Source organism: Mycobacterium sp. 852014-50255_SCH5639931, assembly GCF_001665605.1.
Lineage (GTDB): Bacteria > Actinomycetota > Actinomycetes > Mycobacteriales > Mycobacteriaceae > Mycobacterium > Mycobacterium paraffinicum.
The window spans coordinates 176,941-195,478 of sequence record NZ_LZSV01000017.1 but is presented as its reverse complement, the minus strand read 5'-3'; the positions used below and the strand labels follow the sequence as shown (position 1 = coordinate 195,478).

The following is an 18,538-nucleotide window of genomic DNA, read 5'->3' as shown; positions in this document are numbered from 1 at the left end:
ATTCATCCAATCCGGTGTTGGGTCGTGGTTAGCGGGCCGAAGCTGGCCCTCCCACGGTGTTTGATTTTGTCGGACTTCTCCTCGGGCCGCCAGCGGCCCGCATTGTCGTCCCACGGTGTTGGTGTTCGAACTATTCGACGGTGATCCCCATCGACCGGGCGGTGCCGGCGATGATCTTGGCGGCGGCGTCGATGTCGTTGGCGTTGAGATCGGTCTTCTTGGTCTCGGCGATCTCACGAACCTGGTCCCAGGTGACCTTGGCGACCTTGGTCTTGTGCGGCTCGGCCGAGCCCTTGCCCACGCCGGCGGCCTTGAGCAGCAGCTTGGCGGCGGGCGGCGTCTTGAGTGCGAAGGTGAAGCTGCGGTCCTCGTAGACCGTGATCTCCACCGGGATGACCTGGCCGCGCTGGCTCTCCGTGGCCGCGTTGTAGGCCTTGCAGAACTCCATGATGTTGACGCCATGCTGGCCGAGCGCGGGTCCGACCGGCGGCGCAGGGTTGGCCTGCCCCGCCACGATCTGCAGCTTGATCAGCCCAGCGACTTTCTTCTTCGGGGCCATGAGATGTTGGTGTTCCTTCCTGGGGGTGGGCGTAAGGGCCCGAGCTAAATCTTGGAGACCTGGCTGAACGTCAATTCGACCGGCGTTTCGCGGCCGAAGATCGACACCAGCACCTTGAGCTTCTGCTGTTCGCCGTTGACCTCGCTGATGGTCGCCGGCAGCGTGGCGAATGGCCCGTCCATGACCGTCACCGATTCGCCGACCTCGTAGTCGACCTCGATGGCCGGACGCTCCAGGCCGCCCGCCTCGGCGGCCGCGGCGGTGGTGGCCGCGCCCTTGGCGGCCTTCTTGGCCGCGCCCCGCGGTAGCAGGAACTTGACCACGTCGTCGAGCGTCAGGGCCGATGGGCGCGACGTCGCCCCGACGAAACCGGTGACGCCCGGCGTGTTGCGCACCGCGGCCCACGAGTCGTCGGTCAGATCCATGCGCACCAGGATGTAGCCGGGCAGCACCTTGCGATTGACCTGCTTGCGCTGACCGTTCTTGATCTCGGTGACCTCTTCGGTGGGCACCTCGACCTGGAAGATGTAGTCGCCGACGTCCAGGTTCTGCACACGGGTCTCGAGATTGGCTTTGACCTTGTTCTCGTATCCCGCGTAGGAGTGGATGACGTACCAGTCGCCGGGCTTGCGGCGCAGTTCCGCCTTGAGCGCGGCCGCCGGGTCGACCTCTTCGGCCGACTCCTCGGAAGCCTCGGCCGCTGAGGTTTCGGCGTCCGTTTCCGGGGCCGCTTCTGCGACCGTTTCCGGGGCTGTTTCCGGGGCCTCCGCAGCGCCCTCGGCGCGCTCTTCTACGTCGACCGCTTCACCCGCGGACGTGTCACCGTCGAAGGTAGTCACGGTTTTCAGTCCTCTCTGTCTTCTCGCTCAGCCGAACACCAGCAGCACAAGCTTGGTGAGGCCGAAGTCCGCGAGGCCGACCAGCGCCACCATGAAAGCCAGGAAAGCCAGCACCACCGATGTGTAGGTGAGCATCTGCTTGCGGTTGGGCCAAATAACCTTCCGCATCTCGGCAACCACCTGCTTGAGGTAGTTGAAGACGAACACGAACGGGTTGGCCGAACGGTCCCCTGGCTTCTTCGGTTTCTTGGCCTTCTTGGCTTTGGCGCCCTTGGTGGCCTTGTCCTCTTTGGCAACCTCGGCCTCGTCCGCCGACTCTACGTCGACGTCCTCGCCGGCGTCGGCCGCCCGCTGCCGGGATCGTTTGCCGGTGGGGCGCTGCGGCCGCGTCACCACAGCGGTCCGACCGCCGTTCGCGCGGTCGTCCTCCCTGTCAGCGCCGTCGCTTGTGGCGTCGTTGGCAGCGTCGCCTTCGTCGCTCACCGCATGCTCCTTAAGTTTGCTAATGTCCCGCGGGCCGTCCCGTGGTGGACGCCCACTATTCCAGTGTCCACCATGGCACGCCTTCGTGTTCAGCAGGGGCGACAGGACTTGAACCTGCAACCTGCGGTTTTGGAGACCGCTGCTCTGCCAGTTGAGCTACGCCCCTTCGCGGTTGGCAGGCCAACCTGCGCTTACCTGCCGGGGCTTACATGACACGCGCGCCTTCCGATTGCTCGACTTCACGGAAAGCGCGCTGATGCTGGGAAAACCCCGAGGTCCGAGTGTACATCGACGCGCGAGTCAGATACTAATTACGCCGTTCTGACGACCTGCCCGGACTCCGGGTCCCAACGCAGGTTCTCCGCCTGGTCGGCGTGCTGGCCCATCAGCGTGGTGTAGGCCTCCATGACCAGCTCACCCTGTTCGTTCGTGCACATGTTCTTGGTGACCACGATGTCGGCGCCGAACCGCTCGTCCACCGACATTACGTCCATCCGGGCCCACAGCTTGTCGCCGGCCTTGATCGGCTTGGTAAACACGAACCGCTGATCGACCTGCACGATCACCAGAGTTTCCATGCCGATGTCGACGTGCCGGAAGAAATCCAGCTGGACCAGCTTGGCGAAGATGGTCGCGAAGGTCAGCGGCGCGAGGATCGCTTCGTGGCCGAGCGCGGCGGCCGCGTCCTCCCTGTAGTGGGCCGGGTGGCGGTCCTTGACGGCCAAGGCGAACTGGCGGAGCTGTTCACGGCCCACGACGAAGTAGTCCGGGTACCGCCAGATCATTCCGCGGATATCGGTTTTTAGCGCCATTAACAGGCCCCGCTACGCGAGAGTCGCGGACGCGATGGCCCTACCGAAGATCTTCTTGCCGCCGGTGGTGGCCGTCAGCGCGATGGTCACGGACTTGGTCTCCGGGTCGACCGACTTCACCCGGCCGTTGAAGACCAGCTCGGCGCCCTTGCCGTCGTTGGGCACCGGCACCACCGCGGTGAACCGCACGTTGTACTCGGTGACCGCACCGGGGTCACCGATCCACGCGGTGACGTAGCCGCCACCGATGCCCATGGTCAGCATGCCGTGCGCGATCGCGGTGTCCAGCCCGACGACCTTGGCCATCTCGTCGTCCCAGTGGATCGGGTTCAGGTCGCCCGAGACGCCCGCGTAGTTCACCAGATCCTGACGGGTCAGCGGGTAGGTCCGCTCGGGGAGCTGGTCACCCACCTTCACCGAGCTGAACTCACGCAGTGGCATCAGAAAATCCCTCTTCTCCATCCTCACCCGCACGACCCGCCAGGGTCGTGAAGGTCTCCTGCACAACGTCACCGGCTTCGTTGGTGATGATGTTCTTGGTCACGATGATCTGGGTGCCGTGCGACACCCGCATTGAATCCACATAGACGTCGCAGTACAGCTTGTCGCCCGCCACGATCGGCGCCTTGAACCTCAGCACCTGGTCGACCTGAACGATCTGCGCGTCTTGGACGGCGATGTTCGCGTACTTGAAAAACGCCGTCTGCGCCTGGTAGCCGAACACGCAGATGAACGTCAACGGGGCCAACAGCCCGTCATACCCGAGTTCTGCCGCCGCCTTCTCCTCGAGGAATGCAGCGTCGTCGTTTTGCACGGCGACGGCGTGCTCGCGGATCTTCTCCCGCTCCACGACGTAATAGTCGGGATAGCGGTAGTGCATACCGATGATGTCTTCGGTTAACGGCACGGCTCTAGAATCTACCTAGTCAGTCTGAATAATCACTCGCGGGCGCGGCTAGCGCGTCTCTCGGTGCGCCTGGTGCTTGCCGCAGTTCGGGCAGAACTTCTTCAGCTCCATGCGGTCGGGGTCGTTCCGCCGATTCTTCTTGGTGATGTAGTTGCGGTGCTTGCACACCTCGCATGCCAAGGTGATCTTCGGCCGTACGTCGGTACTGGAAGCCATGACGGTTCTCTCTCAAATCTCTCAAAAGTGCATTGTTGTGTTGTAGCGATGGCCGGACTCGAACCGGCGACCTAACGATTATGAGTCGTTCGCTCTAACCGACTGAGCTACATCGCCTCTGGCCACCCCATTCGGGGTTGAGCCGCCGCGCCTGCTCGGCGTCCGCCGAGCCCCCTAACGGAATCGAACCGTTGACCTTTTCCTTACCATGGAAACGCTCTACCGACTGAGCTAAGGGGGCCGTTCACCCGAATCGACAGTGCCGCGGGCCTAAAAGAGGGTACAACCTGGCGCGCAACCGGACCAAACCACGGGCTTTGGACCCCTCAGTCGCCTGCGCGCTGCGGACCCTTCGCCGGCACGTCCTAGTCTGGTCACGTGTCAACGGACCGGCTGTACTTTCGTCAACTGCTCTCGGGGCGCGATTTCGCCGCCGGCGACATGTTTGCGACCCAAATGCGCAACTTCGCCTACCTGATCGGCGACCGTGAAACGGGCGATTGCGTGGTGGTCGACCCCGCCTACGCCGCCGGCGAACTGCTCGACACGCTCGAGGCCGACGGCATGCACCTGTCGGGGGTGCTGGTGACCCATCATCATCCCGACCACGTGGGCGGATCGATGATGGGCTTCACCCTGCAGGGCCTGGCCGAGCTGCTGGAACGGAAAGCCGTGCCGGTGCATGTCAATACCCATGAGGCACAATGGGTTTCGCGAGTCACCGGGATCGGTATGGGTGACCTCACCGCCCACGAGAATCACGACAAGGTCAGCATCGGCGACATCGAGATCGAGTTGCTGCACACGCCGGGCCACACGCCCGGCAGCCAGTGCTTCCTGCTCGATGGTCGCCTCGTGGCCGGTGACACGTTGTTCCTGGAGGGCTGCGGCCGGACCGACTTTCCCGGCGGCGACTCCGACGAGATGTACCGCAGCCTGCAGCAACTCGCGACCCTGCCCGGTGACCCGACGGTTTTTCCCGGGCACTGGTATTCGGCGGAACCGAGCGCATCGTTGTCGGAAGTCAAGCGTTCCAACTACGTCTATCGCGCCGCAGACCTGGCGCAGTGGCGAATGCTGATGGGCGGCTGAGGCGGGCGGCGATCGCTCGATCGGGACGAGCCGGCAATCGGCCTGTGATATAAGCGGAGGGTGGCTTCCATGGGGTGGATCCAGGACGGCTGGCACGGAATCACGCACGTTGGGTCCAGCACCTGGATCGCGTGGGCGGCGTGGGCGGCGATTGCGCTCGCCGTCGTCACGCTGATCTTCACCAACCGGCAGATCACCCGCAATCGCCGACTGGTCGCGGAGCAGACCCGGCCGCAAGTCGCGATGTTCATGGAACCGCATCCCGCCGACTGGCACGTCATCGAACTGGTGGTCAGGAACTTCGGTCAGACCGCGGCGTACGACATCACGTTCTCGTTCATGAATCCGCCGACGGTGGCCGAATACGAGAACGCCACCGATGGCTACGCCGACGTCGCCGAACTGCGACTCCCCCGCGAGTTGCCGGTGCTGGCCCCCGGCCAGGAATGCCGCATGGTGTGGGATTCGGCGCTCGACCGCGCCGAGATCGGCAGTGGCATCGAGTCTCGCTTCACCGGCACCATCAGCTACTTCGACCGGCCGGAGCGCCGGCACGGGCGGCGGTTCTGGGAGCGCGAGCGCGTTCCGCTGGAGACCCAGGTGGTGCTGGACTGGGACTCCCTGCCGCCCGTCCAGCGCATCGAGCTGATGACGACCCACGACCTGGCGAAGCGGGAGAAGCAGAAGCTGGAGCTGCTGCGCGGGCTGCTGACCTACTTCCACTACGCGAGCAAGGAAACCCGTCCCGAGGTGTTCCGCAGCGAGATTGAGCGGATCAACGGCGCGGTGCGGGAAACGCAGGACAGATGGCGCACCCGCCAGGTCGATGAGCCCACCGATGTCAGCCTGCGCTGGGGCGATGCCGAGGACGACCTGGGCAAACACCACAGTCAGCCCGCGTGACGGCAAGGAGCCAGCAACCGATGAGCGGCCCCGTCCACTACAGCCTCAAGGATTCCATCGCGGTCATCAAGATGGACGACGGCAAGGTCAACGCCTTGGGTCCGACGATGCAGCAGGCGCTGGGCGAGGCGATCGACCGGGCCGAGGCGGACAACGCCGGGGCGCTGGTGATCACCGGCAACGACCGGGTGTTCAGTGGCGGATTCGACCTGAAGATCCTGACCTCGGGCGAGGCGCAGCCGGCGATCGACATGCTGCGGGGCGGCTTCGAGCTGTCCTATCGGCTGCTGTCCCATCCCAAGCCGGTCGTGATGGCCTGCACCGGCCACGCCATCGCGATGGGGGCGTTCCTGCTGTCGTCCGGCGATCATCGAGTGGCCGCGCACGCCTACAACATTCAGGCCAACGAGGTGGCGATCGGCATGGTCATCCCGTACGCAGCGCTGGAGATCATGAAGCTGCGGCTGACGCAGTCGGCTTACCAGCAAGCCGCCGGGCTCGCCAAGACGTTCTTCGGTGAGACCGCGCTGGCCGCCGGCTTCGTCGACGAGATCGTGCTGCCGGAGATGGTGGTGAGTCGGGCCGAGGAGGCCGCGCGTGAATTCGCCGGTCTGCACCAACACGCCCACGCCGCAACGAAGTTGCGCGCCCGCGCCGACGCGCTGAAGGCCATTCGGGCCGGGATCGACGGCATCGAGGCCGAGTTCGGGCTGTAAAGCGGCCGCTGACCCCCTGGCCACGACGTTAACTGAATGGCGAACGCGGTGGCCGCTGCTAGCCGCCACCGCGTTCCTTCGCCTCCTCGCCGCCAGTCTGACATGTGCGCGACGTGCCGTCACTTCACTTCCGCGACGATCGGAAGCGGTCCAGATACGCCGGCCAGTCCCAGGTCGACAAGAAATCCTGCGCGGCCGCGTAGCCCCTGTCGCAGAGCTCTTCCAGGCGCCCCCTGGAAATACCGAAGTCGAGAACGCTCACGTCGGTGGACGCGACTCCGATGGTGCGGCATTTGACCCACGGCAGGCTCAGCTGTGCCTGGTCATGGCCGACCAGCATGGTGGTGAAGAGGCTTTGCAGCAGGGCGGACTGCTTGAGGAAACCCAGCGGGCGCAACGCCGGGAACACCTGTTCCACGCCCTCGGCGAGCTTGGGCATCACCGTGATCCCGAACGTCGGCCAGCGCGGCGGTTTACCGTCGGTGCGGTCCAGCGAGTCGACCGGGAAATTCGACAGCACCCCGCCGTCGACCAGGTTCGACGTGAGCCCCATGGTGTCGGTCAGCCTGACCGGGGGGTAGAAGAACGGGATCGCCATCGAGGCGCGGACCGCGTCCGCGACGGGTTGCTCGTCGGGATCGAGCCCGTAAAGCCGCTGATAGTCCCAGGGCAGTCGCACCAGCTGCGCCGCGGTGACATCGGCGACCGTGACCGCCACCTTGTACCGCCGTTCGGGAGGAAGGTCGGCGTCGTCGAGCGCGAGATCACCGAACGTGACAACCCCCAGGTTCTTCAGCTCGCTTCGGATCCACTCGTGGGCGAAATCGCCGCGGTACATGGCCGTGTCTCGCACCAGCCCCCAGGCAGACCCGACGAAGGGCACCGGGCCCGCGTCCCGCCAACTGCGCAACGGCACCGACAGCGCGAGTTCCCTGACCTGACCACTGGTCAGTTGATCCCCGTTGGACGCGGCCGCCGAGATCACCGCGACCACCGATCCGGCCGAAACACCCGACACCCGATAGGCCGAGTAGCCGGCATCCATGAGCGCGGCGACCGCGCCGACCAGGCCGATGAACTTCACGCCGCCGCCGGAGAGAACGAGGTCTACCGGCTTCGCCTCGGCGGCCATTTCAGGTACCCGCCGAAACCCATTGATATGGAAGGAATTTGCCGTCCAGGGTCACCACGACGCGGTCGCCGGACGGGTGCGATTTCTTCTGCAGGTCGACGCTGAAGTTGATCGCGCTCATGATGCCATCGCCGAACTGTTCGTGGATCAGCTCCTTGATGGCGCCGCCGTAAACCTGCAGGGCCTCGTAGAAGCGGTAGATCGTTGGGTCGGTCGGCACGGCGGTCGGCAGCCCCCCACGCATGGGCGGTGCCGCCAGCACGGGCACCACCGACTCCTCCAGGTCCAGCTTCTCGGCGAGAATCCTTGCCAGCTCAGCGGGAATGGGGTGTTGGCCCAGCAGCGCCGAGGTGGTCCATACCACCGGCCGATCGATGGCCTCGGCCAGCTGCTGCCACGTCAGGCCGAGCCTCAGGCGGGCCAGGACGATCTGCTCGGTGATCTCGTGTCTGTTCATGGCCCCAAGCATGCACGCCGGCGGCGACGCGTGCCGTGAGGATCGGGCGGTCCTCACCCCGGCTTCGTCGCGGTGACCAGGCGCGTGGAAAACCACGGACCGCCGTAGTACATGCGCCAGCCGAGGTTGCGGCGCCGCACGTTTCGCCAACCCAGTTCCCGTAGGTGCGCGGCATGCTGGCGCGTCTCCCATAGGTCCGCGATGGCCAGCCGCCCACCCGGGCGCAGCACCCGGACCGCTTCGTCGAGAGCCTTGCGCCGGCCGGCGCGCGTCGCGATGTTGTGGATGGCCAGGTTGCTGACGATCACGTCAACGCTGTCGTCGGCCAAGGGCAGGGCGGCCATGTCGGCGGTGTGCACCTCGACGCGATCGGCGACGTGCTCCAGCGCCGCGTTCGCCAGGGTGGCGGCCGGGGAGTTGTCAGTCTGGTCGGCGTGCCACAGATCGACGCCGATCGCCCGGCCCCTCGGCAACCGCTTGGCCGCGGCGAGCAGCACCGCACCGCGCCCACAGCCGAGGTCGAGCACCGTTTCGTCGCCCCGCAGCTCGAGGTCGCCCAGCACCCGGTCCCACACGACGAACTTGCCGACCCGCGTCGCGTACGCGTAAAGGGCTGCGCTAGAAGCGATCCCAATGGCCGACGTCGCTGCCAGCGCAGCCGGCACCCGCTTGCCGCGCACCCAGCTGATAGCGCCCCACCCGGCCAGGCCGGCGGCCTGCGCGGCGATGCCTATCACCTGCCAGCGCGCCGAGACGGTGTGAAACGAGCCGTCGATTCCGTAGTCGCCCCGGTGGTCGTGCACGGTGAAGAGCTTAAGACCGCTTCCTCACCAACGACCGTGGTGGACGACCTCGTCGAACGGCCGCCGGTTCGGTGTGCGGATCGGGGCGAGCGGGCGGTCGGCGGGATAGCCGACGCCGAGCAGGAAGGCCACCAGCCGGTCCTCGGGGACACCGAGGATGGCCCGCGCCTTCTCCTGGTCCCCCACCGACGAATGCCCGGTCCCGATGCCCAGGTCCGTGGCCGCGATCATCATCGCCATCGTGGCCTGCCCGACGTCGTAATTGTCGGTCACCACCCGGCGCTCGTCGGGCGGCACGGGCACCACGATGGCAATCGCCGCCGCCGCGGCGGCGATGTGCCCCGCGCCCTGCCAGACGGTCGACAGGTCCAGCAGTTGCGCCCGGTCCGTGACGATCACGAAGTCCCACGGCTGGCGGTTCTTCGCCGACGGCGCGCGCCACCCGGCCTCGGCGATGCGGTTGAGGTCGTCTTCGGAAATCAAGTCCGGTTTGTACTGCCGGACGTTGCGCCGGGCGCGGATCGCGTCCCAAGCCTCCATTTGTTCCTCCTCATTCTCCAGCCGACTCCGGGTAAACGGGGGTAGCCTCATCCGAATTCCCCGCATACGCGCGCCGAAGTTTGATTCCGGCAGTTACGGGAAGTCAGGGTGAACCAGCTGAGCCGCCCGCTCGTGTACAGCTGAATGGCCCGGTTTCAGAAAGGCGCGTAGCTGGTATGACGGAGAACCTGACGCCGCACTTCGAGGACGTCCAGGCGCACTACGACCTGTCCGACGACTTCTTCCGGCTGTTCCTCGACCCCACCATGACCTACAGCTGCGCCTACTTCGATCGCATGCGAGACATCCCGCTGGAAGAGGCGCAGTTCCGCAAGATGGACCTGGCACTCGGCAAGCTAGGCCTGCGGCCCGGGATGACGCTGCTGGACGTGGGCTGCGGCTGGGGCGGCACCATGCGCCGCGCGATCGAGAAATACGACGTCGACGTCATCGGCTTGACGCTGTCCGAGCACCAGGCCGCCCATGTGCAGAAGATGTTCGACGCCATGAACACCACCCACAGCAGGCGGGTGCTGCTGCAGGGCTGGGAACAGTTCGACGAGCCCGTCGACCGGATCGTCTCCATCGGCGCTTTCGAGCACTTCGGGTACGACCGCTACGACGATTTCTTCCAGACGGCCTTCCGGGTGCTGCCCGACGACGGGGTGATGCTGCTGCACACGATCACCATGTTCATCCCGGAGCAGATCCTCGAACGCGGCCTGCCAATGACCGAGGAGCAGACCAGCTTCAACAGCTTCATCGCCACTGAGATCTTCCCGGGCGGCCAGTTGCCGCCGATCGAGATGGTGGAGTTCCACGCCTCGAAGATGGGCTTCAACCTCCTGCGCAGGCAGTCGCTGCAGCTGCACTACGCCCGGACGCTCGACCTGTGGGCCGCGGCGCTCGAGGCACACCACAGCGAGGCGGTCGCGATCCAGTCCGAAGAGGTGTACCAGCGATACATGAGGTATCTGACCGGTTGCGCCAAGGCTTTCCGGGACGGCTACATCGATATCAACCAGTTCACACTGGCCAAGTAGGCGCAGGTCACGACTCGACAAGGCGCCGAAGGCTTTTCAGGCTCTCATCGAGGGAACGACCGACCCAGAACGCCGCCACCCGGTCGGCGATCAGGCCCAGCAGCCCGCCCTCCGAGCTGTAGGCGAGCCGAAATGTCACCCGGGTTCGGCCCGGCCCGGCGTCGCGCAACCGGAACCGGCCCCGCTGTGTGACGCCGGTGATGTTGATCCAGGCCAGATCCCGCGCCGTATCGAACTCCACCACTTCGGCGATGCCGCCCACCGGGATCGAGCCGATCTTCCACAGCACGGTGTAGCGGGCGCCCACCCGGGCCGGGCCCTCGGTCAGGGTCTCCCAGCGCTCCAGGTGCGGCAGGAACGAGGGGTAGCGATCCGGGTCGCTGAGCACCTTCCACACGGTGTCGCGGTCCGCATTGACGACGATCCGCCGTTCGACGCGCATCAGCCGATCACCGGCAATCGGCGTTGGGCGGCGAGCCGATCGACACCGGCCTGCAGGCTGGCGATCACCGCGTCGTACACCGCCTGGTCATCGTCGTGCACCGTGATCGGCTCCTGCACCTCGATGACGATCTTTGCGGGCAACGGGATATGCCCGAGCAGGTCGCTGACGTTGAGGCCCCACGGCAGCGCCAGCGAGATCGGCACACTCTTGAGCCGGACCACCTTGTCGAGCAGCAACAGTTTGGCCAGCCACTGCGCGCGGCCGAGGAAGAATGCCGTCTCCTGGCCGCCGACGCTGGCCACCGGAACGATCGGCACGCCGGTCTCCCGGGCGAGCCGCACGAAGCCTTTACGACCACCGAAGTCGACGACGTGCCGCTGCCAGGACGGGCGGAATACCTCGTAGTCGCCGCCCGGGTACACCAGCACGGCTGCGCCGGATTCCAAAGCGAGACGGGCGTTTTCGGGGCTGGCCGCCACGGTCCCGAATTTGCGCAGCCAGCGCAGCGGCGGGTAGAGGGTGACCAGGTTGTGCGCGAGCTGATAGAACGGGCGCTCCACGCCGAAGTACGAGCAGAACGCCAGGGTGAAGACGAAGGTGTCGGGCGGGACGTTGCCGCCGCTGTGGTTGCCGACCAGCAGCACCGGGCCGTGCGCCGGGATGCGGTCGAGTCTGCGGACGTCGGCCCGGAAATACAGCGACGCCACCAGCCAGGTGCCGGGCAGCTGGTCTCGGATGAAGTCCGGGTCGCGCTGATCCAGGTCCGCCTTGGGAACCCGGTCCCCGATCTGCCTACTCACCCACCCGATGGCATCCGCGACGCCGGCCATGGGTTCAGCCTGGCACAGCGGAGCCGACCGGTGCAGGGACTTTTGTCGCTATCGCGGCGGGCGATGGGTCACCACCGCCCGGTGATCGCGCCGGCACGCGACCTCGAAGGCCGTCCTGCCTCCCGGTGTCGGTGTCGGGGTCTATCGTTGCACCGCAATGGCGCTTCATCTCCACCGTGCCGAACGCACCGATCTCCTTGCCGACGGCCTCGGCGCCCTGCTGGCAAACCCGCAGACCGACCCGTTCGCCGAAGAACTGGTGCTGGTGCCCGCGCGCGGCGTGGAGCGCTGGCTCAGCCAGCGGCTCTCGCATGTGCTCGGTCGTGCCCGGGGTAATGATGGCGTGTGCGCCGGGGTGGTATTCCGTAGCCCCGGCTCCCTGATCGCCGAACTCACCGGCACCGCGGACGAGGATCCGTGGTCGCCGGACGCGATGGCCTGGTCGCTGCTGCAGGTGATCGACCGCTCGCTGGATCAGCCGTGGTGCCGCACCCTGGCAACGCATTTGGGCCACTTCGCGCCGACGGAGGCGGAGGCCGAGCTGCGCCGCGGCCGCCGCTACTCGGTGGCACGCCGGCTGGCCGGCCTGTTCGCCTCGTACGCCAGGCAACGTCCGAGCCTGCTGGCCGACTGGCTGGCGGGCGATCCGGGTGGCCTCGACCCCGACCTGGCCTGGGAACCGGAGCTCTGGCGGGCGCTGGTCGCCGCCGTGCCCGCCGATCCCCCGCACATCCGGCACCAGAAGACCCTCACCGGGTTGCGCGAAGGTCGGGCCGACCTGCCGGCGCGGCTGTCCCTGTTCGGCCATACCCGGTTGGCGTACACCGACGTGGAGCTGCTGGACGCGTTGTCCGCCCACCACGAGTTGCACCTGTGGCTGCCTCATCCCAGCGACCAATTGTGGCGCGCGCTGGCCGGCACCCGCGGTGCCATCCCCCGCCGCGCGGACACCGGCCATCGCACCGTGGGCCATCCGCTGCTCGCCACGCTCGGGCGCGACCTGCGTGAACTCCAACGCGGCCTGCCCGCCGATCCGCAGACCGACGAGCATCTCCCCGCGCCGGAACGTCCCGGCACGCTGCTCGGCTGGCTGCAATCCGACATCGCCGCGGATACCGTTCGGCCGCAGGGGCGTAACCTCGCCGACGATGACCGCTCCGTGCAGATACACAACTGCCACGGGCCGGCGCGCCAGGTCGACGTGCTGCGCGAGGTATTGCTCGGCCTGCTGCAGGACGACCCGACGCTGGAGCCGCGCGACATCCTGGTGATGTGCCCGGACATCGAGACGTACGCGCCGCTGATCGTCGCCGATTTCGGGCTGGGCGACGTGGTGCACGGCGCGCATCCCGCGCATCGGTTGCGGGTGCGGCTCGCAGACCGCTCTCCGCTGCAGACCAATCCGCTGCTCGGCGTGGCCTCGCGGTTGCTGGCGCTGGCCGGCAGCCGGGTGACGGCCAGCGAGGTGCTCGACTTCGCCGAGGTGGCACCCGTGCGCGCCCGATTCGATTTCACCGACGACGACCTGGAGGCCATCACCCGCTGGGTCCGGCAGGCCAACATCCGGTGGGGGTTCGACCAGGAACATCGGCGGCCGTACCACGTCGACTTCGTGCACAACACTTGGCGTTTCGGCATCGACCGGGTGCTGGCCGGCGTCGCGATGTCCGACGACTCGCACGCCTGGCTGGACGCGACATTGCCCCTCGACGATGTCAGCAGCAATCGCGTCCAATTGGCCGGGCAGTTCGCCGAGTTCGTGGAACGCCTGCAACATGCGGTCGACTCGCTCACGGGCGCGCGGCCGTCGCGCGACTGGTTGGCCGCGCTGGCCGACGGTATCGAGCTGCTGACGCGCATCGACGACTCGGACCTGTGGCAGACCAGTCAGATGCACCGGGAGTTCGCCTCGACGCTGGCCGACGCCGGACCGCACGCCGGCACGATGCTGCGGCTGCCCGACATCCGTGCACTGCTCGAGGGGCGCCTCGCCGGGCGCCCGACGCGGGCCAACTTCCGCAGCGGCACGCTGACGGTCTGCACCATGGTCCCGATGCGCTCGGTGCCGCACCGGGTGGTGTGCCTGGTGGGCCTCGACGACGGCGTGTTCCCCCGGCTCGGTGTCGTCGACGGCGACGACGCGCTGGCCCGCGACCCGATGACCGGCGAACGCGACATCCGTTCGGAGGACAGGCAATTGCTGCTGGACGCCATCGGCGCGGCCACCGAGAAGCTGGTGATCACCTACACCGGCGCCAACGAGTACTCGGGCCAGCCGCGCCCGCCCGCGGTGCCGCTGGCCGAGCTTCTGGACACCCTGGACATTACCGCGTCGAGCGAGAAGACGGGCAAGGTTCGCGGGCGCATCGTCGTCCAGCATCCGTTGCAGCCCTTCGACGTTCGCAATGTCATCCCGGGAAAGCTGGTGCCGAAAGATCCGTTCAGCTTCGACCCGACCGTGCTGCGGGCGGCGCGGGCCGCCGCGGGCGAACGCGGCGAAGCGCCCCGGTTCATTTCGGGACCGCTGCCGGCACCGCCGGCCGAGGACGTCATCCTCGCCGACCTCGTGAGCTTCTTCAAGGACCCGGTCAAGGGCTTCTTCCGCGCCCTGGAGTTCACGCTGCCGCGGGATGTGGACGGCGTGCAGGACGCCATGCCCGTCGACCTCGACGGCCTCGAGGAGTGGACGGTCGGCGACCGAATGCTGAGCGACATCCTGCGCGGGTGGACACCGGACGACGCCCGGCAGGCCGAGTGGCGGCGGGGGACCCTGCCACCGGGCCAACTGGGCTGGCGCAGGGCAACCGAGATTCGCGATCAGGCCGCCCTGCTGGCGGCCGCCGCGCAGCAGCACCGCCGGGCCGACGCCCGGGCGTACGACGTCGACATCGATCTCGGCTCCGGACGGCGGCTCACGGGCACGGTGGCACCGGTGTACGGGGAGCGGCTGGTGTCGGTGACCTACTCCAAGCTGGACGGCAAGCATCTGCTCGAGTCGTGGATTCCCTTGCTGGCGTTGATCGCTCACGACCCCGACTGCGACTGGTCGGCGGTGTGCATCGGCCGCCTCAAGAGGGGCACCACCCCGCGGGTGGAGGGGCTCGGGCGGCCACACGAGGACGCCTCGGCGGTGCTGCGTGAGCTGGTGGCGATCTACGACGCCGGGCGCCGGGAGCCGATTCCGTTGCCCATCAAGACATCCTATGCATGGGCGGCCGCCCGGCACTGCGGCGACGATCCGCTGCGCGAGGCGCAATACCGGTGGAAATCCAGTGAGCGGTATCCCGCGGAGGACTCCGCACCCGCACACGTGCGCGCGTGGGGCAAGAACACGCGGCTGACCGACCTGATGGGGCCGCCGCGCCCGGGTGAGGAGCACGACAGCGAAGACACCCGGCTGGGCGCGTACGCCGCCCGGGTTTGGCTGCCGATGCTGCGTGCCGAAAGGAAGCCGACATGATCGAGCGGTTCGACCTGCTCGGACCGCTGCCCGCCGATCGGTCCACCACCGTGCTGCAGGCCAGCGCGGGCACCGGCAAGACGTTCGCGCTGGCCGGCCTGGTGACCCGCTACGTCGCCGAGGGCGTGGCGACGCTGGACCAGATGTTGCTCATCACGTTCGGTCGTGCCGCCAGCCAGGAGCTGCGGGAGCGCGTGCGCGGCCAAATGGTCGAGGCGGTGGCCGCTTTCGGCGACGGTACCGGCGCCAACGAGCTGGTGGCCTATCTTCTGGAGGGCACCGACGACCAGCGCGCGGTGCGCAAGCAGCGCCTCCGCGACGCGCTGGCCCGCTTCGACGCGGCGACGATCGCCACCACGCACCAGTTCTGCCAGCTGGTGTTGAAGTCGCTGGGCGTGGCCGGCGACACCGCCGCGAACGTCACGCTGCTGGAGAGCCTCGACGAGCTGATCGTCCAGATCGTCGACGACCTCTACCTCGCGCATTTCGGGCAGGAGCGCGACGATCCGGCTCTGGGTTACCGCGAGGCGCTGCGGCTGGCGCGCGAGGTCGTCAGGAATCCCTCGACGCAGTTGCGGCCGCGCGACCCCGAGCCCGGTTCGCGGGCCGCCGTGTGCGTAACTTTCGCGAAAGACGTTCTCGCGGAACTCGACACGCGCAAGCGGCGGCTGGGCGTCCTCGACTACGACGACCTGCTGAGCCGGCTCGCCGATGCGCTGGCCACCGACGACTCCCCCGCGCGGGTCCGCATGCATCACCGCTGGCCGATCGTCATGGTCGACGAGTTCCAGGACACCGACCCGGTGCAATGGCAGGTGATCGACCGCGCGTTCAGCGGGCGCTCGACGGTGATCCTCATCGGTGATCCCAAGCAGGCCATCTACGCGTTTCGCGGCGGCGACATCGTGACGTATCTGCGGGCGGCCGAGACGGCGGGTGAGAAGAAGACGCTGGCCGTCAATTGGCGCAGCGACGCGGCGCTCATCGATCGCCTGCAGGTGGTGCTGCGCGGCGCCCAACTGGGCGACCCCGCGATCGTGGTGGACGATGTCGACGCCTACCACCGGGGTCACCGGCTCGCCGGCGCCCCGCACAACGACCCGTTCCGGTTGCGGGTGGTGCAACGAGAAACGTTGGGCCGTCGCGGGATTCAAAACCTGCCCATCGACGAGCTGCGGGCGCACATCGGCGCCGACCTGGCCGCCGATGTCCGTGCGTTGCTGGCGGGCGGCGCGACATTCGGCGGCAGGCCGCTGCAGGCCCGCGACATCGCCGTGATCGTGGAGAAGCACAAGGACGCCGCCGCCTGCTTCAAGGCGCTGTGTGACGCGGGCGTACCGGCGGTGTACACGGGCGACTCCGACGTGTTCTCCTCGGACGCCGCCGAGGACTGGCTCTGCCTGCTGGAGGCGTTCGACCAACCGCACCGGCCCGGCATGGTGCGCGCCGCGGCGGCGACGATGTTCTTCGGCGAAACCGCGGAATCGCTGGCGACCGGCGGTGACACCCTGACCGACCGGGTCGCGGAAACGTTGCGGGAGTGGGCCGGTCACGCCCGCGAACGCGGCGTCGCGGCCATCTTCGAGGCCGCCCAGCTGTCGGGCATGGGCGATCGCGTGCTGTCCGCCCACGGCGGCGAACGCCACATGACCGACCTGGCACACATCGCGCAGCTGCTGCAGGAGGTCGCGCACCGGGAGCGCTCCAGCCTGCCCGCGCTCCGCGACTGGCTGCGCAGGCAACGCGACGAACGCGGCGGCGCGCCCGAACGCAACCGGCGCCTGGACAGTGATGCGGCGGCCGTGCAGATCATGACCGTGTTCGTGAGCAAGGGCCTGCAATACCCGATCGTGTATTTGCCGTTCGCGTTCAACCGCAATACCCAGGACCGCGACGTGGTGCTGTTCCATGACGAGGGCGTGCGCTGCCTGCACATCGGCGGCAAGGACAGTCCCGACTTCCAAACCGTCGAGAGGCTGGGCCGCAAGGAGGACGCCAGCGACGACAGCCGGCTTACCTATGTCGCGCTGACCCGCGCCCAGGCGCAGGTCGTGGCGTGGTGGTCGCCGGCGTTCGACGAGCCCAACGGCGGATTGTCGCGGCTGCTGCGCGGCCGCCGACCGGGAGAGGCCTTCGTACCCGACCGATGCGAACCGCCCAAGATCTCCGACGACGACGCGATGGCCCGATTGCGCGAATGGGAGGAGGCGGGCGGTCCGGTGATCGAGCGGTCGGTGGTGGCCGCGGCGCCGTCCGTGCCGCCCGAGCCGGTGCCCTCCGGCCTGGACAGCCGCCACTTTCACCGCGCCATCGACACGGGGTGGCGGCGCACCTCGTACTCCGGCCTGATCCGGGTGGCGGAAACCTTCGGGTCCATCGGGGTGAGCAGCGAGCCGGAGGTCACCGAATTGGACGACGAAGCCGGTGATATTCCGCTGGCCCAGGGCGTATCCGGGCCGGAAGTGCCGTCGCCGATGGCGGACCTGCCGATGGGCGCGAAGTTCGGCACGCTGGTGCACGCCGTGCTGGAGACGACCGACCCGTTGGCCACCGATCTGGCCGCCGAGTTGGAGTCGCACATCCGCAGCCACTCGGTGTGGTGGCCGGTCGACGTGGCCCCGGACGTGCTGGCCGCGGCCATGGTGCCGATGCACGACACGCCGTTGGGTCCGCTGGCCGGAGATCTGACCCTGCGCCGGATCGGGCTCCGGGATCGGTTGCGCGAGTTGGACTTCGAGTTCCCGCTGGCCGGCGGCGATCTGCGCTCGGCAGCGCCCGAGATCCGCCTGGCGGACATGGGGGCGCTACTGCGCGCGCACCTACCGGCCGACGACGCGCTGGCGTCCTATGCCGATCGGTTGATCAGCCGCCCCCTTGGTGACCAGCCGCTGCGCGGCTACCTCACCGGCTCCGTCGACGCCGTGCTGCGCGTGCCCGACGGCGCGGCGCACCGCTATCTGGTGGTCGACTACAAAACCAACTGGCTCGGCGATCCCGACAGGATGCTGACGTCCGCCGATTACGAGCGGCCACGGCTGGTCGAGGGGATGCTGCACTCGGACTACCCGCTGCAGGCGCTGCTGTACAGCGTTGTGCTGCACCGGTTTCTGCGGTGGCGGCTGTCCGACTACGACCCGGCCCGGCATCTCGGCGGCGTCCTCTACCTCTTCGTGCGCGGGATGTGCGGCGCGGCCACACCCGTGGTCGACGGGCACCCGGCGGGGGTGTTCAGCTGGCGGCCGCCGTCATCGTTGGTAGCCGAATTGTCGGACCTGCTCGACGGGAGGGCGATCGCGTGACG

At 67.7% G+C, this 18,538-nt stretch carries 19 protein-coding genes and 3 tRNA genes; 6 read left to right on the top strand and 16 right to left on the bottom strand.

What is annotated here, in order from left to right; genetic code table 11:
- Window positions 1-130: 130 nt before the first annotated feature.
- The 10 genes from rplK to A5758_RS10595 all read right to left on the bottom strand — a co-directional run bounded on the left by rplK (window position 131) and on the right by A5758_RS10595 (window position 4,057).
- Complete coding sequence (gene rplK, locus A5758_RS10640; RefSeq protein WP_067211717.1) at window positions 131-559, bottom strand: 50S ribosomal protein L11; 429 nt, start codon at window positions 557-559, stop codon at window positions 131-133.
- 44 nt (window positions 560-603) lie between these two features.
- Window positions 604-1,398 (bottom strand): transcription termination/antitermination protein NusG, encoded by a 795-nt coding sequence (gene nusG / locus A5758_RS10635; protein ID WP_067739705.1) that lies wholly within the window; start codon window positions 1,396-1,398, stop codon window positions 604-606.
- Window positions 1,399-1,425: 27 nt separating this feature from the next.
- On the bottom strand, window positions 1,426-1,881 hold the full coding sequence (gene secE / locus A5758_RS10630; RefSeq protein ID WP_066952009.1) for a preprotein translocase subunit SecE: 456 nt from the start codon (window positions 1,879-1,881) through the stop codon (window positions 1,426-1,428).
- A 93-nt stretch (window positions 1,882-1,974) separates the two neighbouring features.
- A tRNA-Trp gene (locus tag A5758_RS10625) sits at window positions 1,975-2,047 on the bottom strand.
- Between the two features lie 145 nt (window positions 2,048-2,192).
- Window positions 2,193-2,693: a (3R)-hydroxyacyl-ACP dehydratase subunit HadC gene (hadC, locus tag A5758_RS10620; RefSeq protein WP_067211708.1), complete on the bottom strand. Its 501-nt coding sequence runs from the start codon at window positions 2,691-2,693 to the stop codon at window positions 2,193-2,195.
- Window positions 2,694-2,705: 12 nt separating this feature from the next.
- On the bottom strand, window positions 2,706-3,134 hold the full coding sequence (hadB, locus tag A5758_RS10615; RefSeq protein WP_067211706.1) for a (3R)-hydroxyacyl-ACP dehydratase subunit HadB: 429 nt from the start codon (window positions 3,132-3,134) through the stop codon (window positions 2,706-2,708).
- Entirely contained in the window at window positions 3,121-3,600 is a 480-nt protein-coding gene (gene hadA / locus A5758_RS10610; protein WP_067211701.1) for a (3R)-hydroxyacyl-ACP dehydratase subunit HadA, read from the bottom strand. The genes hadB and hadA overlap by 14 nt, the downstream gene beginning before the upstream one ends.
- A gap of 48 nt (window positions 3,601-3,648) precedes the next feature.
- On the bottom strand, window positions 3,649-3,816 hold the full coding sequence (rpmG, locus tag A5758_RS10605) for a 50S ribosomal protein L33 (RefSeq protein WP_007167776.1): 168 nt from the start codon (window positions 3,814-3,816) through the stop codon (window positions 3,649-3,651).
- 43 nt (window positions 3,817-3,859) lie between these two features.
- A tRNA-Met gene (locus A5758_RS10600) sits at window positions 3,860-3,933 on the bottom strand.
- Between the two features lie 51 nt (window positions 3,934-3,984).
- Window positions 3,985-4,057 (bottom strand) — tRNA-Thr (locus A5758_RS10595).
- A 137-nt stretch (window positions 4,058-4,194) separates the two neighbouring features.
- On the opposite strand from A5758_RS10595, the gene A5758_RS10590 reads away from it, so the two are divergent.
- The 3 genes from A5758_RS10590 (at window position 4,195) to A5758_RS10580 (ending at window position 6,527) form a co-directional block, all read left to right on the top strand.
- A complete protein-coding gene (locus A5758_RS10590; protein ID WP_067211698.1) occupies window positions 4,195-4,908 on the top strand; it encodes an MBL fold metallo-hydrolase in 714 nt (237 codons plus the stop codon).
- Between the two features lie 69 nt (window positions 4,909-4,977).
- Window positions 4,978-5,811 (top strand): hypothetical protein, encoded by an 834-nt coding sequence (locus A5758_RS10585; RefSeq protein WP_067739703.1) that lies wholly within the window; start codon window positions 4,978-4,980, stop codon window positions 5,809-5,811.
- Window positions 5,812-5,831: 20 nt separating this feature from the next.
- On the top strand, window positions 5,832-6,527 hold the full coding sequence (locus A5758_RS10580; RefSeq protein ID WP_067211692.1) for a crotonase/enoyl-CoA hydratase family protein: 696 nt from the start codon (window positions 5,832-5,834) through the stop codon (window positions 6,525-6,527).
- Between the two features lie 124 nt (window positions 6,528-6,651).
- On the opposite strand, the gene A5758_RS10575 is transcribed toward A5758_RS10580, so the two are convergent.
- The 4 genes from A5758_RS10575 to A5758_RS10560 are packed head-to-tail and all read right to left on the bottom strand — an operon-like array spanning window position 6,652 to window position 9,459.
- Window positions 6,652-7,659, bottom strand: a complete 1,008-nt coding sequence (locus A5758_RS10575; RefSeq protein ID WP_067739701.1) for a patatin-like phospholipase family protein — start codon at window positions 7,657-7,659, stop codon at window positions 6,652-6,654.
- Between the two features lies 1 nt (window position 7,660).
- A complete protein-coding gene (gene cynS / locus A5758_RS10570) occupies window positions 7,661-8,128 on the bottom strand; it encodes a cyanase (RefSeq protein ID WP_067739699.1) in 468 nt (155 codons plus the stop codon).
- Between the two features lie 41 nt (window positions 8,129-8,169).
- The gene (locus A5758_RS10565) at window positions 8,170-8,919 is read right to left on the bottom strand and encodes a class I SAM-dependent methyltransferase (RefSeq protein ID WP_067739698.1); all 750 of its coding nucleotides are present in this window, start codon (window positions 8,917-8,919) and stop codon (window positions 8,170-8,172) included.
- A gap of 24 nt (window positions 8,920-8,943) precedes the next feature.
- Window positions 8,944-9,459: a nitroreductase family protein gene (locus A5758_RS10560; protein WP_067739696.1), complete on the bottom strand. Its 516-nt coding sequence runs from the start codon at window positions 9,457-9,459 to the stop codon at window positions 8,944-8,946.
- Between the two features lie 176 nt (window positions 9,460-9,635).
- Between A5758_RS10560 and A5758_RS10555 the strand changes: the two genes are divergently transcribed.
- On the top strand, window positions 9,636-10,502 hold the full coding sequence (locus A5758_RS10555) for a cyclopropane mycolic acid synthase family methyltransferase (RefSeq protein ID WP_067739694.1): 867 nt from the start codon (window positions 9,636-9,638) through the stop codon (window positions 10,500-10,502).
- A 7-nt stretch (window positions 10,503-10,509) separates the two neighbouring features.
- Here the strand turns inward: A5758_RS10555 and A5758_RS10550 are convergent, their stop codons facing one another.
- Both A5758_RS10550 and A5758_RS10545 read right to left on the bottom strand, forming a co-directional pair.
- Window positions 10,510-10,944 (bottom strand): SRPBCC family protein, encoded by a 435-nt coding sequence (locus tag A5758_RS10550; RefSeq protein ID WP_067739691.1) that lies wholly within the window; start codon window positions 10,942-10,944, stop codon window positions 10,510-10,512.
- Window positions 10,944-11,777, bottom strand: coding sequence for a lysophospholipid acyltransferase family protein (locus A5758_RS10545; protein ID WP_067211667.1), 834 nt, complete (start codon window positions 11,775-11,777; stop codon window positions 10,944-10,946). The genes A5758_RS10550 and A5758_RS10545 overlap by 1 nt, the downstream gene beginning before the upstream one ends.
- 157 nt (window positions 11,778-11,934) lie before the next feature.
- On the opposite strand from A5758_RS10545, the gene recC reads away from it, so the two are divergent.
- Both recC and recB read left to right on the top strand, forming a co-directional pair.
- A complete protein-coding gene (recC, locus tag A5758_RS10540) occupies window positions 11,935-15,237 on the top strand; it encodes an exodeoxyribonuclease V subunit gamma (protein WP_067739689.1) in 3,303 nt (1,100 codons plus the stop codon).
- Complete coding sequence (recB, locus tag A5758_RS10535) at window positions 15,237-18,536, top strand: exodeoxyribonuclease V subunit beta (RefSeq protein ID WP_067739990.1); 3,300 nt, start codon at window positions 15,237-15,239, stop codon at window positions 18,534-18,536. The genes recC and recB overlap by 1 nt, the downstream gene beginning before the upstream one ends.
- Window positions 18,537-18,538: the final 2 nt, after the last annotated feature.

Coding starts and splice junctions, on each gene's coding strand:
- rplK (WP_067211717.1), bottom strand. CDS start 559: ATGGCCCCGAAGAAGAAAGTCGCTGGGCTGATCAAGCTGCAGATCGTG.
- hadC (WP_067211708.1), bottom strand. CDS start 2,693: ATGGCGCTAAAAACCGATATCCGCGGAATGATCTGGCGGTACCCGGAC.
- hadB (WP_067211706.1), bottom strand. CDS start 3,134: ATGCCACTGCGTGAGTTCAGCTCGGTGAAGGTGGGTGACCAGCTCCCC.
- rpmG (WP_007167776.1), bottom strand. CDS start 3,816: ATGGCTTCCAGTACCGACGTACGGCCGAAGATCACCTTGGCATGCGAG.
- A5758_RS10585 (WP_067739703.1), top strand. CDS start 4,978: ATGGGGTGGATCCAGGACGGCTGGCACGGAATCACGCACGTTGGGTCC.
- A5758_RS10580 (WP_067211692.1), top strand. CDS start 5,832: ATGAGCGGCCCCGTCCACTACAGCCTCAAGGATTCCATCGCGGTCATC.
- A5758_RS10575 (WP_067739701.1), bottom strand. CDS start 7,659: ATGGCCGCCGAGGCGAAGCCGGTAGACCTCGTTCTCTCCGGCGGCGGC.
- cynS (WP_067739699.1), bottom strand. CDS start 8,128: ATGCTTGGGGCCATGAACAGACACGAGATCACCGAGCAGATCGTCCTG.
- A5758_RS10560 (WP_067739696.1), bottom strand. CDS start 9,459: ATGGAGGCTTGGGACGCGATCCGCGCCCGGCGCAACGTCCGGCAGTAC.
- A5758_RS10555 (WP_067739694.1), top strand. CDS start 9,636: ATGACGGAGAACCTGACGCCGCACTTCGAGGACGTCCAGGCGCACTAC.
- A5758_RS10550 (WP_067739691.1), bottom strand. CDS start 10,944: ATGCGCGTCGAACGGCGGATCGTCGTCAATGCGGACCGCGACACCGTG.
- A5758_RS10545 (WP_067211667.1), bottom strand. CDS start 11,777: ATGGCCGGCGTCGCGGATGCCATCGGGTGGGTGAGTAGGCAGATCGGG.
- recC (WP_067739689.1), top strand. CDS start 11,935: ATGGCGCTTCATCTCCACCGTGCCGAACGCACCGATCTCCTTGCCGAC.